The sequence below is a fragment of the Rhizobium sp. FG113 genome (genome assembly GCF_057809895.1).
In genome coordinates this window covers 837,574-851,783 of record NZ_JBMDKV010000001.1, presented here as the reverse complement: position 1 = coordinate 851,783, position 14,210 = coordinate 837,574, and the positions used below count along the sequence as shown (strand labels likewise).

Sequence of the window (14,210 nt, the reverse complement as noted above, 5' to 3'; positions counted from 1 at the left end):
GTCTGGCGCATCGTTAAATGTTCAAATGAAGCCGATCAAATGTTATTACGTTATTGAACATTAAATACGGTGCAAAAATGAGCGATAGTCGGGATGCGGCGTGGTTTGCCCAAAAAATAACCGATCGGACGATTCGCGGGATTGCGCTTGAGACGAGCGCCCTCATCCGTGGCGGTGCTTTGCCCGTCGGCACCAAGCTTCCGGCCATTCGCGACCTAGCCTTTGCGCTCGGTATCAGCCCGGCCACGATCTCCGAAGCGTGGAGCGAATTGCGGCGCCAGAAGATCATCAGCGGCCGCGGGCGCAACGGGACCTGGGTGAGCGGCGACCGCTTCGTCGCCAAACCGGAGCGCTTAGCGAGTTCCGGCAACTACGGCGAAGATGTGCTGAACCTGACGGCGGCCGTGCCCGACGTGACGCTTCTGCCGAAGCTCGAGCAGGCGATGATCTACGGCGCTTCCGCCGAGAATCTCAACAGCTATGAGCGCAACCGCATTCTGCCTGAGCTAGAGGCGGCGGTCAGAGAGACGTGGCCCTACGAGCCCGAGGCGTTTTTGGCGACCAACGGCGGCTACAACGCCGTCTACACGCTGATGCATGCGCTTGTCATGCCCGGCGCCGCTGTCGCGATCGAGAATCCGACTGCCATGCGTCTGCTTGATATTCTCGAAGATCGCGGGGCGCGCATCATTCCTGTGGAGTGCGACCATGAGGGTCCACTGCCCTCGTCACTGCGCCAGGCCATGGCCTATCGCCCCGTCGCCTTTATCTTCCAACCGCGCATCCATTCAGTCACCGGCCAGACTGTGACTGCCGCGCGTATGCAAAGCCTGGCCGACGTCTTGCGCGGTGCCGATACGCTGATCGTGGAAGATGATGGCGTCGGTGATATCTCCGATGCACCGAGGCAATCGATGGGGAATATCTTCCCTGATCGGGTGATCCACATATTCTCATTTTCGAAGACTCACGGCCCTGATCTGCGCTTGGCCGCCCTCTCCAGTTCGCGGGCGATCGTCGAGCAGATCCAGTCGTTCCGCAGCTTCAGCGCCGGCTGGACGAGCCGCATCCTGCAGGCGGCGGGTGCTTGGCTGATCCGCGATCAGGAGACTCAGGAGACGGTGCGCAAAGCGCGCGACATCTACGCTCGACGTCGCCATGATCTGGTGCAGGCATTACGCGACCGAAACATAAACGCCGCGCATGGTGCCGGCCTATGCGCCTGGGTGCCGGTCTCCTCGGAGCCGTTCGCGATGGTGACGCTTGCAGCGCGCGGGATCGCCGTGCATCCGGGCGCGAAATTCTCGCTGCTGCCGGGAAACTATCTGCGCGTGGCAACAGCCATTCTGTCCGACCGCTGCATCGAGGTCGCGGATTCAATCGCGCTTGCGGCATCGCATGATTAAGCTGCCGGCGCAGCTCTTCGCCTGCGGAAGCAGGCCGAATAGCTTGACCTGAAGGTCAGTAGCTACACGTCCAATTGTTGGTTGGTCTGAATCCAGCGTTGCAAGCCGGGTTCACCGACGTCCGAGGATTATAGTAGTTGTCAGCCGGATTATAGTTGGGGCCTGTCGTGCACGCGGAAGTGAGCACAGCCACGATTATAACTACCCCGGCAGATACGCACCTTTGAACTGTGTCCATTAGACTTCCCCCCGATGGCTTACCTCGATCCGAAAAATGCTCCGCTGACGCAGGAGATGCAAGACCAGGATCGGATTTCCGCCACCGCCCCAAACCGCGCCTGCCTCAGCGTTGACGCGACGCGTGCAACCCAACAGAACTTCGACCTGCTTGACACAAAAGAAAAGTGACTTAATCTAGTCGATGGATCGGAGGAGACCCGTTGTTGTGGAGGCAGCGGCTCGGAATGGGATCCTGAATCGGGAGGAAATACTGGTGAAGAACAAGGCAATCATGCTCGCCCTTCTGGCGGGTTCGTTCCTGGCCGCGCCCGTTATCGTGGCGGCTCAGGATCTGATCACGGGCGACATCGTCGGCAAGCCCGATGCGCCCAACAAGCTCATTTTCCGCATGACGACCGACGGGCCGCGCAACAACGAGCCTGCTTATGCCGAAGGTTACAGCAAGCTCTTCAACGATTTCATCGCCAAGCGCCCTGACTGGCAGATCGAGCTGCAGATGATGTCTAGTGATATCGGCCAGGAGCAGGCGCGCATGCTCGAGCAGGCGAAGTCCGGCTCGGCGCCCGATTGCGCCGCGGTCGATTCCTTCGTGCTGCCGCTCTTCAAGAAGTCCGGCGTGTTGCAATCCTTCTCGCCCTATTTCAGCAAGGAAGAGATAGGCCAGCTGTTTCCCTTCATCCGTGAGGGCATCACCGGTGATGACGGCAACATCTACGCCTGGTGGTGGTCGACCGACCTGCGCGTTCTCTACCGCAACAAGGAGATCGTGCCCGACGCGCCTCAGACCTGGGACGACCTGAAGAAGGCCGCGCTGCACTCCGTCGACGAAGGCATGGAGGGCATTCTCTTCAACGGCAGCCGCTACGAGGGCACGACCTTCGACTGGCTCGCCAACTTCTGGGGACAGGGCGGCAAGCTGGTCGACGACCAGGGCAAGCCGATCTTCGGCGAGGGCGACAACCGCGACAAGTTCATCAAGGCCGTGAACTACTATCGTGATCTGGTGGAATCGGGTGCGGCTCCCAAGCGTGTCGCGACGCTCGGCAGCTATGACGATTTCAATGCCGCTGCGGCAGCCGGAACGACGGCGCTCTTCGTTGGCGGCAACTGGCAGTATGCGCAGCTGAAGACCGCGCTCGACGAGGACGAATTCGCCAAGTGGACCTTCTCTCCCCTTCCCGGCCCGACCGCCAATGAGCGCTCGACCGGCACCGGCGGGTGGACCGTTGCCGCCTTCAGCAAGGATGCCGCCAAGGTGAAGGTCTGCGCTGACCTTGCCCGCGAAGTCTACATGGGACCGGCCAACGCGCTGCAGGAACAGCTGCCGACGCGCGCCGATCTCTACGACAAGTACGAGGTCTTCTCGACACCGGCAAACAAGACCTTCGCCGAGGCCCTTAAGGTTGGGCAGGCGCGGCCGGGAGCCGCCGTCTACCCCGAAATATCCAACCAGATCCAGATCATGATGGGGAAGGTGCTAACAGGCACGCAGGCGACGGAAGCCGCCGTCGACGAGGCTTTCACCGCCTCGCTCAGCGCCTTCAAACGGAGCTGAGCTGATGATCGGTGGCGCGGGGTAACCTCACCCGCGCCACCGATGCCGACTGCCTGATCTCAATGACACATGACCGGACGGATCGATGACCAATCTCAGCATTGCGGCCGAGACTGCGCCTACCGGAAGCAGGCTTGCCGCGGGAAAATTCTACCCCTCGCCCGCGCCGTGGCTGATGCCGCTGATCCTCGTTCTCGGGGTCTTCTATCTCTATCCGCTGATCGACGTCTTCCGCTTTGCCTTCACCAACATATCGATCGTCGGCAACGACGAAGAGTACACGCTGCGGACGATCGCCAACACGCTTTCAAAGCCGGAATTGCTGCAGATTCTCTGGGTGACGCTCGTCTTCACCGGGTCCAGTGTCATTGCCCAGCAGGTGCTCGGCCTGTTCATCGCCCAGGTCGTCGTGCGCAGTGAAAAGCGTGGCCTGTTCGGCTCGACCATCGTGCGCACCACGGCGCTTGTCGCCTGGGTGGTTCCGGGCATCGCCGGCGGCATCATCTGGAAGATGCTGTTCAACGAGGCGCCCTTCGGCGGCCTCAACAGCCTGCTCAGGATGCTCGGGGCCTCGCCCGTTCAGTGGTTGTCCGATCCGAACATGGTCATGTGGTCGGTCGTCATCTCCAACGTCTGGCGCGGAACGGCCTTTTCGATGGTCGTCATGTATGCCGCCATCAAGGCGATCGACCCGGAGCTCTACGAAGCCGCCGAGATGGACGGTGCCAATCCCTGGCAGCGGATGATCTACATCACGCTTCCACAACTACGCGCAGCGATCCTCGTCAACATGATCCTGATCACCATCCAGACGCTGAACACCTTCGACGCGATCATCTCGCTGACCGGCGGCGGCCCGGGCCGGGCGACCGAGGTTCTTTCGCTCTATACGTTCAACGTCGTCTTCCGGAATTACGATCTCGCGGCCGGTGCGGTGCTGTCTATCCTGATGCTTGTCATCAGCCTCAGCCTGGCGCTCGTCTATGCCCGCTTCCTGCCGAAGGGAGAACCCCAATGATCAATTCGAGACAGGAACGCATCGGCGATCTCTTCAGCTATCTCTTCATGCTGATCACCTTCCTCTTCTTCGCCTGGCCGCTGGTCTGGCTGCTGTCGCTGGCGCTGCGCACCCGCAAGGAGGTGTTTCTCGGCGTCTCCAGGCTGATCCCCAAGTCGCCGACGCTCGACAATTTTATCGCGATCCTCTCCTCCGACAAGTTCGCGGGTTATCTCTGGAACGCGCTCATCCTGTCGGCGTCGAGCGCGATCGGCTGCCTGATCGTGGCATTGCCGGCGGCCTATGCCTTCTCGCGCTTTCCTTTTCGCGGCAAGGGGCCGTGGATGATGGTGCTGCTTGCCTTCCAGATGATCTCGCCGCTCGTCATCATGGTGCCGCTCTACCGCTACATGGCCAAGATCGGCCTCACCGACAGCCATTTCGGCGCGACGATGGTCTATATCGCGCTTGCCGTGCCGATGGTCACTTGGATTCTCAAGGGCTTCATCGACGGCATCCCGCGCAGCCTCGACGAGGCGGCGCTGATCGACGGATGCAGCCATTTCGGCGTCTTCTGGCGGATCATTCTGCCGCTCTCGACACCGGGGATCGCCTCCGCCTTCATCATTTCCGTCATCGCCGGCTGGTCGCAATTCCTGGTGCCCTTCCTGCTGATTAGCAAGGAGGCGCTGATGCCGATCGGCGTCGGCATCTTCCAGTATGCCGGCACCCAGAACGATAGTTCCATCCAGCTGCTGGCGGCCGCCTGCCTCGTGTCTGTCGTGCCCGCCATCGTCGCATTTCTTTCGCTCCAACGCCTCATTCTCGGCGCCATGACGGCCGGTGCCGTCAAGGGCTGATGTCTTTTCAAACCTCAGGATATGATCATGTCGCTTACGCTTGCCCAACGCCTCGACCGCATCCGTGTCCGCATGTCGGAACTCGAACACTGGCGCGCCCGTGAAACCGTTCAGATCAGCGATTGGACCTTCGACGGCGAGCCGATTGCGATCGGCGCCGCATGGCCGCGCAAGGACGGCACGGTGAGCTTCGCAGCCTCAGCGCGCGTGCCGGAGCATTGGCCGGTCGAGGAAGCGCGCCTCAGCCTCAATCTCGGCGGCGAAAGCCTGATCACCATCACCGACGAGGCTGGAGACGAAACGCAGCTTGGCCTCGACCCCTACCACCAGGAATTCCGCCTGACGTCGCGCCGGATCAAAATCTCCTCGGAGACGGTCGCGCGCCTGCCGTTCGGCGAGCCCGTCCGCGCGCCCAGGCTCGAGCGGGCGAACCTCTTGTGGCTGGACGGGCCGGTCGACCGGTTGTGGCTGCTGCTGCGCCAGATCTCGGAGGCGGTCGATACGCTTGAAGGACATGAGGTCATTCCGCATCTGATCGATATCGCCGAGGCCGCCATGCGCGGGCTCGACTGGCCCTCATCGACGGCCGCCTATATTGCGCGCATGTCGCCATCGGTCGGCCAGCAGAAGATCTGGCAGCTGCCCGAGCTCGAAACGGCTCCCGAGGGTCTCAACCAGGGGCAGCGTGCCAGCGTGGTCGCGGCCTACGACACGCTGATCAAGGAGCTGAAGCAGCTGCGCGAACGCTTCCCGCCGCAGGGCGAGATCGCACTCACCGGTCACGCGCATATCGACCTTGCCTGGTTGTGGCCCTACCGTGAGACCCGCCGCAAGATGCGCCGCACCTTCCACACGGCACTCTCGCTGATGGAACAGTCGTCCGACTTCCGCTTCAACCAGTCGACGGCGCACTACTACAACCAGATTGCCGAGGACGATCCCGAGCTCCTGAAGCGCATCGTCGAGCGCGTGAAGGAAGGGCAATGGGAAACGCTCGGCGGCATGTGGGTCGAGCCCGACACCAATATGCCGACGGGCGAAAGCCTCAGCCGGCAGATCCTCTACGGCCAGCGCTACTTCGAAAAAACCTTCGGCGTTCGCCACACCGTGTGCTGGCTGCCGGATTGCTTCGGCTTCTCCGGCGCCCTGCCCCAGCTTCTGCGCCAGGGCGGGATGAAGAGCTTCTTCACGATCAAGGTGAACTGGTCGGAGACCAACAAATTCCCGGCAGACCTCTTCTGGTGGGAAGGCCTCGACGGCAGCCGGGTGCTGACCCACACTTTCGACAACCCGATGCATGGCTATAACGGCTTCGTGCAGCCGGATTGCTTCGTGCCCACCTGGCGGAACTTCCAGCAGAAGGACAAGCACGAGACCACCCTTTTGGCCGTCGGCTATGGCGATGGCGGCGGCGGCGTGACGCCGGAGATGATCGCCCGCGAGGAGCAGTTGCGCGCCTTCCCGGCGCTCCCTGCCGCGCGCTGGACCAAGGTGCACGACTTCTTCGAGGGGGCGCACAAGAGTGCCGCCGAAAAGGAGCTCACCACCTGGCAGGGCGAGATCTATCTCGAGCTGCACCGCGCGACGCTGACCAGCCAAAGCGTCGTCAAGCGCCTGCATCGCAAGGCCGAGCGCAGTCTGATAACCGCGGAAACCCTTGCCGGACTGGCGCACCTCATGGGCGGCGACAAGCCGGCATCGCTGGAGAACGAATGGCGCGTCGTTCTGAAAAACGAGTTCCACGACATTCTGCCGGGCTCCTCGATCGCCGAGGTCTATGCCGACAGCGCTGAAGAACTCGACGGCGTGATCGCCGATGGCCAGGCGGCACAGGCAAGCGCCCTCGCGGCCATCGCCAAACAGCTGCCATCTGGAAGCGGCAGCAACGTACTGGTGGTCAATCCGTCGCTTGACGAACGGCCCGTACGGCTGACGCTCGCCGATGGCAGCCACGTCGCGTCACGCGACAGCATCGCCCCGCTCGCCATCGCCGTCATAGACATCGCCTCGCTGAAGGCCCAGCCGGGCCTTTCGGCGAGCAGCAGCCATCTCGAGAACGAAACACTGAAGGTGACGCTGGCCAAGGACGGCTCGATTGCGAGCATCCTGCACAAGCCGAGCGGCCGCGAGGCGCTCGAAGGCGCCGGCAACCGACTGTTCGTCTACCCGGCCGACAAGCCGCGCAACTGGGACGCCTGGGACGTCGAGGAGGATTATGCCGCGCGCGGCGAGGAGATCACCGCGCTTGATAGCATCGAGCTGATCGAAAACACGGCACACCGCGCCGCGATCAGGATCGTGCGCACCTGGCGCCACTCGCGCATCACGCAGATCCTGTCGCTCGGCGCCAATGCCCGCCGGCTGGACATCCAGACTGAGCTCGACTGGCACGACCGCCGCGCCTTCCTCAGAACGCTGACAGCGGTTGCCGTGCGCAATGCACGCGCCACTTGTGAATGCGCCTATGGCGTTGTCGAGCGGCCCACCCACTCGAACACCTCCTGGGACGCCGCGATGTTCGAGGCGCCGGCGCATCGCTTCGCCGATCTCTCGGAACCGGGCTTCGGCGTCGCGATCCTGAACGACGCGAAGTATGGGCACAGCATCCGCGGCAACGTGCTCGGGCTCTCGCTGCTGCGCTCGCCCATCTATCCGGACCCGCTGGCCGATGAGGGACTGCAGAGCTTCACCTACTCGCTGATGCCGCACGAAGGCTCGTGGTACGAGGGCGGCGTGCGCGAGGAGGCCGACGACCTCAACCAGCCGCTGGTGGCGATGGCCGTGTCCGACCGTGCCGTCGGGGCGTGGCAGCCGATCAAGGCTGAGGGTATCGATGCCGCTCTCTCGGCGATCAAGCCGTGCGAGGATGGCGATGGCCTGATCCTGCGCGTCTACGAGCCCGCCGGCCGCCGTGGCGCCTTCGGTCTGACGCTGCCGCAGGGATGGCGCAACGAGGGAACAGTGAGCATTCTGGAAGAGCCGATGCGCGATGTGGCGGTCGAGGGACTGATGCCGTTCCAGGTCAAGAGCTGGCGTATTTCGCGCTAAGTCGACGTCAACGAATGGTTGGAGCCCGGTCACGCGGTGGCTGGGCTCTTTCCGTTTACGACACAATGACTTAGACTCGATAGGTCTTGTGGCGGTTCAACATACCAGACATCTAAGGGGAGAAGACGGAAGGTGCAGGTTTCGGGTTCTAATCCTGAGCAGGCGGCGGCGGCCAATCGGGCCATGATCTTGAGCGCGATCCATCGCGGCGGGCCGATTTCGCGCACCGAGCTGGCGGCGCGATCGCGGCTGACCAAGCAGGCCGTGACACGGATCGTCGATCGGCTGCTCGATGAAGGCCTCGTCATGGAGGCGCGGCGCCGGCACGGGCTACGCGGGCAGCCGGCGATCGAGCTGGAGATCGATCCGGAAGGCGTGTTTTCGATTGGCGCCAATATCGACCGTGATCACCTCACCATCGTTGCCGTCGACGCTGTCGGCACGGTGCGCGGGCGCATTCACCACGAGGCACGTTTTCTGCTGCCGGATGATTTCGTGGCGCTGATGGCCGATGCACTCTCTTCGTTCCGCAGGCGCAAGGTCATCGAAGAGAGCCGGCTGGCCGGGATCGGCCTTGCCATTCCGGATTGGCTCGGCGAAGTGCCCGTTGTCGGCTTTCCGCCGGAATACCGGCGCTGGAGCGGCTATGATGTGCGCGGCGCGCTCGAGGCGATCTCCGACCACCCCGTGTTCATCGACAACGACGCCAACGCGGCGGCTCTGGGGGAGATCGAATACGGGCTTGGTACCGAGATCGGCAGCTTCTTCTACATACTGGCGAACGCCTGCCTGGGCGGCAGTCTTGTCATCGACGGCATCCGCCACAAGGGCGCCAGCGGGATCGGCGGCGAAATCGGCTGGCTGCCGGTGCTGTTCGACGACGGCCCATTCGCCGGCAGCACGCAGCCGCTTGGCGAGATGTTTTCACTCTTCATCCTGCTCGACTACCTGAAGCGGAATGGGGTCGAGGCGTCCACGCCGGCCGACCTCTTGACGCTCGATGCGAACGGACGTGCGCTTGTCAGCGCATGGCTGCGCAAGGTCAGCGTCAAGATCGCCCAGGCGATCGTTCATATCGGCATGATTGTCGATCCCGAGGGTGTTCTCATCGGCGGGCGTTTTCCTGTCCGCATCATCGACGAGCTGTTGCTTTATGTTCACGAGGAGATCGGCCGCCTCGGCGCCAAGGCGCCGTCGCTGCATCGCGCGGCCGGCTCGGAGGATGCGGCAGCACTCGGCGCGGCGGCCATACCTCTCGCGCATCGTCTCGGCCTGCCATCGGCCGAACCGGCGCAGCGGTTCCGCAATCCGATCGGCGGTCTCGCGAACAACATGGAGAGATGGCCTGCGGCGACACCAGAGTTTGCGGCCGGCTGACGTCGTCAGGCGGGAAACAGTGTCTCGTTGAAAGGCCGAAGGGCAGCGCCCAGCACCACGCCGTCTTTCGCATGGGTCGCCGGTTGCACCACCGGGATCCACGGGGCGATTACCAGATCGCGGATTTTCTCTTCCCGCTCCCGCGCCATACTCGATATGACAGAACCCAGAATATCATCGGGCAATGATCCGCCAATGAGGATCGCGCCCGGCGCGATGAAGCCCGAGATCGCCAGAACCGCTTCGTGGAGGTGGCGCGCGGCAACCGTGATCCACGCATCCGCCGAGGCGTGTCCCGCCGCCATGTGACGCTCAAGCGAGGGCAATGTCGCAACCTCGTTCAGCGTCGCGCCATCCACGCCCGACCGCATGTCGCCGATCTGGCCGGCGAGCCCATGAATGCCACGAAACGGTCGGCCGCCGATGAGAAGCCCCGCGCGAACAGTCTCGTCGATCAGGATGGTCACCAGCCCGCCTTCCGGATCGCCGATCCCGAGCGCGCGTTCGGCGCCGATCGCGGCTTCGCTGTCGTCGAGCACATAGAGCGGCCCTACCCTCTCTCGGATGCTCTCCTCAAGGCTAGTGCGGTCGATGGACGCTCCCGGCGCGATGGCGACGCCGCAGCCGACGAGCTTGCCCGACGCGATATGCTGGATGCTCCCGAGAGCCTCAGCGATCTCGTCGATGTGAGCGAAGCCGATGCGTGCGCGGATCGCACAGGAAAGGTCGATGACGACGATCTCGCCTCCATGCGGAACGATCGAGATTCCGAGCGAAAAGGCAGCGTCGGGACAGAGCGCGAACTCCAGCGCCGCGTAGCGCGTCGTGCTGGCACGCTTGCGCCCGGCGACCAGGCCGGCATTTGCCAGGCGCTGCACGATCCCCGCGATCGCCGGTTCGGTGAGCCCGAGGCGTCTCGACAACTCCTGCCGTGTGAGCGGACCGAAGCGGCGCAGAAGCCCGAGCGTCGTTCGCGAGTTGTGATCGGCGATATCGACGGGGCTGATGCCGGGACGTGCGTCCGACGGGTCGCGCGCCCTTGGCGAGCCGGAAACTGAAAGCCGCCGCGCCGTCTTCAACCGCGATATCCTTGAACCATGTTCTTGGCGCAGGTCACCAACAGCCTCCCCCTATTCGCGCAATCCAGTCCGTTGAAATATCGCGCAATTTTCCATGCGCAGCAAGAAAGCCGTCTCCGATATGCCCCCGACGCCCAAGAAATGTCGAGCCAAGCGCGGCAACTCGCCGCTTTTGACGAAAAGAAAGGTGAGAGGTCTTGTTGTTTCCATAGTCGGCTCATAGATGAGCTTCCGAAACGACCACTCATTTTTTAAGGGTTTTCTGTTTCAGTCTTTGCGACTGGACTGGTGCGCACCCCGAGAATGTCAGTGGTCTACCGTCCACCATCGTCCGTAAAGAACGACATGGCCCATCGACAAGGGCCGGTCGTCGCATTCCGATTTTCTGCCAGGGTCATAAACATTGAGTCAAAGAGCTGCCATCAACCCCGTGGCCAATCCGCTGGTGGAAAAACGCGTCGTTTTGCATTTCCCCGGTTTCGAGCCGCTTGATTCAAAGGCCCACCATGCGCGCTATGCACGGGCCGCCAAGCTGAGCGCCAAAGCCTGGAACCTCGACCTCGATGTCGGCGCCTTCAGGGATGGCGGTTCCTTCGACGTCAACTGTCGCTCTCAAGGGGAGAGAACGTCGAGCCGCGTTTTCGTCTTCGACCACAACGAGCTCGTCCGCAAGTACAGCGACAAGAGCCTTCTAAAGCGCCTCGCCTCCGGCTATGCCAGCGCCGCCAGCGTCATCCTCCAGGGCGGTTTTGTCGGCTATTTCCGGCATGCCTGGCGGTTCGGCCTGTTCTTCGTGTTCCCGTTCGCACTGGTTCTGCTGGCACTTCTCGTCAGCGCCACGATCGCGGCTGCTCCTCATATTCTCGGCCTTCAGCGCTGGAACTTCCTCTGGACCGTGCTGCTTGGGGTGATGTTCTTCCGCTTCGTCTTCCTGCCCTTCGCCGCAAGGTTCCACACGCTGCATCTCTTCGCGGACTGGGATCTCGCCGTGGCGCTGGCGAAGCTCGACGATCCCGCCATCGTGCAGTGGCTCGACCGCTGCAAGGCGCGGGTGCGCGATGCATTGCGCGAAGATGCCGATGAGTATCTGATCACCTCGCACAGCATGGGATCGAGCGTCGCCAGCCATGTCATCGGCATGCTGGTCGAGGAAGAGCCCGCGCTTTTTGCCAATAAGCAGGTGGTTTTCGTGACACTCGGCGGCGCTATTCTGCAGTGTGCCCTGCTACGACGGGCAAAGAGCCTGCGGGCACGAGTTGGCGCCATTGCGCACTCACGCCAGATCTTCTGGCTGGAGATCCACTGTCTGACCGACGTGATCCATTTCTACAAGTCGCGCGTCGTGGCGCTCTGCGGACATGCAGACGCGCCGCAGGCCTCGATCGCCACGATCCGCATGCGCCATATGCTGACAGGCGAACACTATCGTAAGATCCGCCGCGATTTCCTGCGCGTGCATCGGCAATACGTGCTGGGCTCCGATCTGCGCTCCGCTTTCGACTTCACGCTGATGACCGCCGGCCCGCTTCCCGCCGCCTCCTTCGCAGACTTCGACCAGAACTGGATGCCGAAGGCTTAAGCGCTTGCTCCGAAACAAAAATGCGCGGCCGAGACTTTGTCCGACCGCGCATGCTTCACGCTCAATGCAACGCTATTTGCCCGCCGATCACGGGATCGCCGACATGGCTTCGGCAACGGCCGCAGACGACGCCGCTTGCGATGTTCCCGGCTCCTGACCGACGAGGCAGCGTATCAGCTCACCCATGCTGACGCTGCCGATCTCCTGACCGTCTCCATTCACGACAGCGGCCGAGGACGCGTTGGCGGCCGATAGCTGCCGCAGCGCTTCCTCGACGGTCGTGCCGGTGGGTATACGAACGCCGGACTTCGCCGACACTGGCGGTGGCGCCATGACCGCATCGACATGGATAACCCTTGCCCGGTTCACTTCCTTGACGAAGGCCGTGATGTACTCGTCGGCGGGCCTGAGCACGATATCGGCCGAGGTACCCTGCTGGATCACCTCGCCGTCTCTCAGGATGGCGATGCGGTCGCCAAGCCGCAATGCCTCGTCGAGGTCGTGGGTGATGAAGACCACGGTCTTCTTCAGCTCCTTCTGCAGGTCGAGCAGCACCGTCTGCATATCGACGCGGATCAGCGGATCGAGCGCCGAATAGGCCTCGTCCATCAGCAGGATTTCGGCATCGTTGGTCAGCGCGCGGGCAAGACCGACACGCTGCTGCATGCCGCCGGAGAGCTGATTGGGGTAGTGGTTGGAGAAGCCGTCAAGACCGACGCGCTTGATCCAATGCTGCGCGCGCTCCTCGCGCTCGCCCTTCCCCACGCCTTGGATTTCAAGGCCGTAGACGGCGTTCTGCAACACGTTTCGATGCGGCAGCAGGCCGAACTTCTGGAAGACCATGGCGGTCTTCTTCTGGCGGAACTGGCGCAGCTGCTCCTTGTCCATGCGACAGACATCCACATCGCCATAGCGAACCTCTCCCGAGGTCGGGTCGATCAGGCGGTTGATGTGGCGGATCAGCGTTGATTTGCCGGAGCCCGACAGCCCCATGATGACGGTGATGCCGCCGCCGGGGATGGTGATGTTGATGTCCTTCAGACCGAGGACATGGCCGTGCTCCCGGTTGAGCTCGGTTTTCGACATCCCGCGCATCACGGGCTCGACGAAATCGCGAGCGCGTGGGCCGAAGATCTTGTAAAGGCTGCGAATATCGATCGACTGGCTAGCCATGGACGACCTCCCGGTGCTTCTGCAGACGCAGACCGTAAGCCTGGCTGATGCGGTCGAAGATGATGGCGATGCCGACGATGGCGAGGCCATTGAAGACGCCGAGGGTGAAATACTGGTTGGCAATGGCTTTCAATACCGGCTGGCCGAGACCCTGCACGCCGATCATCGAGGCGATGACCACCATGGCGAGCGCCATCATGATCGTCTGGTTGATGCCGGCCATGATCGTCGGCAGCGCTAGCGGCAGCTGGACATTGCGGAGCTTCTGCCAGCTCGACGAGCCGAAGGCGTCGGCTGCTTCGAGCACATCGCGGTCGACCATGCGAATGCCCAGATTGGTGAGCCTGATCATCGGCGGCAAGGCATAGATGACGACGGCGATGACGCCGGGCACGCGGCCGATACCGAGCAGCATAACGACGGGAATGAGATAGACGAAGCTCGGCATCGTCTGCATGACGTCGAGGATCGGGTTGACGATCTTCTGCAGCCGGTCCGAACGCGACATGGCAATGCCGATCGGAATGCCGATCGCGATCGAAAGCACGGTGCAGACGAAGATCATCGAGACCGTCTTCATCGTGTCTTCCCACATGTCGAAATAGCCGATGAGCAGTAGTGTGACGATACAGCCGACGACGATCCGCCAGCTGCGTGTCGCCAGCCACGCGATTGCGCCGATGAGCGCGATCACCAGCGGCCATGGCATGCCCGTCATCAGGCGTTCAGCCCAGATCAGAAAGCTTTGCAGCGGGCTGAACAGATTTTCGATGCCGCTGCCATAGCCGCGGGTGAAGGCGCGAAAGCCTTCATCCACGCTCTTTTTCAAGGCGCGCAGCATATCCTCGTCCATCGACGGAAATTTCCAGAGCCAATCCATGTCGGTTCCCCATGAC

11 protein-coding genes are annotated in these 14,210 nt (G+C 62.5%); 8 read left to right on the top strand and 3 right to left on the bottom strand.

Annotated features, from left to right (window positions below):
• Positions 1-77 precede the first annotated feature (77 nt).
• The 7 genes from ACODTZ_RS03720 (at position 78) to ACODTZ_RS03690 (ending at position 9,483) form a co-directional block, all read left to right on the top strand.
• Positions 78-1,406, top strand: coding sequence for an aminotransferase-like domain-containing protein (locus tag ACODTZ_RS03720; RefSeq protein ID WP_489023858.1), 1,329 nt, complete (start codon positions 78-80; stop codon positions 1,404-1,406).
• A gap of 252 nt (positions 1,407-1,658) precedes the next feature.
• Positions 1,659-1,814 carry a hypothetical protein gene (locus ACODTZ_RS03715; RefSeq protein WP_489023856.1) on the top strand — a complete coding sequence of 52 codons (156 nt, stop codon included), beginning with the start codon at positions 1,659-1,661 and terminating at the stop codon, positions 1,812-1,814.
• Between the two features lie 103 nt (positions 1,815-1,917).
• A complete protein-coding gene (locus ACODTZ_RS03710) occupies positions 1,918-3,201 on the top strand; it encodes an extracellular solute-binding protein (protein WP_489024786.1) in 1,284 nt (427 codons plus the stop codon).
• An 85-nt stretch (positions 3,202-3,286) separates the two neighbouring features.
• The gene (locus ACODTZ_RS03705; RefSeq protein ID WP_489023854.1) at positions 3,287-4,219 is read left to right on the top strand and encodes a carbohydrate ABC transporter permease; all 933 of its coding nucleotides are present in this window, start codon (positions 3,287-3,289) and stop codon (positions 4,217-4,219) included.
• A complete protein-coding gene (locus ACODTZ_RS03700; protein WP_047503834.1) occupies positions 4,216-5,058 on the top strand; it encodes a carbohydrate ABC transporter permease in 843 nt (280 codons plus the stop codon). The genes ACODTZ_RS03705 and ACODTZ_RS03700 overlap by 4 nt, the downstream gene beginning before the upstream one ends.
• 27 nt (positions 5,059-5,085) lie before the next feature.
• Positions 5,086-8,106: an alpha-mannosidase gene (locus tag ACODTZ_RS03695; protein WP_489023852.1), complete on the top strand. Its 3,021-nt coding sequence runs from the start codon at positions 5,086-5,088 to the stop codon at positions 8,104-8,106.
• 132 nt (positions 8,107-8,238) lie between these two features.
• Positions 8,239-9,483 carry an ROK family transcriptional regulator gene (locus tag ACODTZ_RS03690; protein ID WP_489023850.1) on the top strand — a complete coding sequence of 415 codons (1,245 nt, stop codon included), beginning with the start codon at positions 8,239-8,241 and terminating at the stop codon, positions 9,481-9,483.
• Positions 9,484-9,488: 5 nt separating this feature from the next.
• Here ACODTZ_RS03690 and ACODTZ_RS03685 read toward each other — a convergent pair whose 3' ends face one another.
• Positions 9,489-10,562, bottom strand: coding sequence for an ROK family transcriptional regulator (locus tag ACODTZ_RS03685; protein WP_489023848.1), 1,074 nt, complete (start codon positions 10,560-10,562; stop codon positions 9,489-9,491).
• 403 nt (positions 10,563-10,965) lie between these two features.
• On the opposite strand from ACODTZ_RS03685, the gene ACODTZ_RS03680 reads away from it, so the two are divergent.
• A complete protein-coding gene (locus tag ACODTZ_RS03680; protein ID WP_489023846.1) occupies positions 10,966-12,141 on the top strand; it encodes a hypothetical protein in 1,176 nt (391 codons plus the stop codon).
• An 87-nt stretch (positions 12,142-12,228) separates the two neighbouring features.
• Here the strand turns inward: ACODTZ_RS03680 and ACODTZ_RS03675 are convergent, their stop codons facing one another.
• Both ACODTZ_RS03675 and ACODTZ_RS03670 read right to left on the bottom strand, forming a co-directional pair.
• Positions 12,229-13,314, bottom strand: coding sequence for a quaternary amine ABC transporter ATP-binding protein (locus ACODTZ_RS03675; RefSeq protein WP_489023844.1), 1,086 nt, complete (start codon positions 13,312-13,314; stop codon positions 12,229-12,231).
• Positions 13,307-14,194 carry an ABC transporter permease gene (locus ACODTZ_RS03670; protein ID WP_018901608.1) on the bottom strand — a complete coding sequence of 296 codons (888 nt, stop codon included), beginning with the start codon at positions 14,192-14,194 and terminating at the stop codon, positions 13,307-13,309. Before ACODTZ_RS03670 ends, ACODTZ_RS03675 begins: the two co-directional genes overlap by 8 nt.
• Positions 14,195-14,210 lie beyond the last annotated feature (16 nt).

Coding starts and splice junctions, on each gene's coding strand:
- ACODTZ_RS03710 (WP_489024786.1), top strand. CDS start 1,918: ATGCTCGCCCTTCTGGCGGGTTCGTTCCTGGCCGCGCCCGTTATCGTG.
- ACODTZ_RS03700 (WP_047503834.1), top strand. CDS start 4,216: ATGATCAATTCGAGACAGGAACGCATCGGCGATCTCTTCAGCTATCTC.
- ACODTZ_RS03705 (WP_489023854.1), top strand. CDS start 3,287: ATGACCAATCTCAGCATTGCGGCCGAGACTGCGCCTACCGGAAGCAGG.
- ACODTZ_RS03720 (WP_489023858.1), top strand. CDS start 78: ATGAGCGATAGTCGGGATGCGGCGTGGTTTGCCCAAAAAATAACCGAT.
- ACODTZ_RS03675 (WP_489023844.1), bottom strand. CDS start 13,314: ATGGCTAGCCAGTCGATCGATATTCGCAGCCTTTACAAGATCTTCGGC.
- ACODTZ_RS03670 (WP_018901608.1), bottom strand. CDS start 14,194: ATGGATTGGCTCTGGAAATTTCCGTCGATGGACGAGGATATGCTGCGC.
- ACODTZ_RS03715 (WP_489023856.1), top strand. CDS start 1,659: ATGGCTTACCTCGATCCGAAAAATGCTCCGCTGACGCAGGAGATGCAA.
- ACODTZ_RS03695 (WP_489023852.1), top strand. CDS start 5,086: ATGTCGCTTACGCTTGCCCAACGCCTCGACCGCATCCGTGTCCGCATG.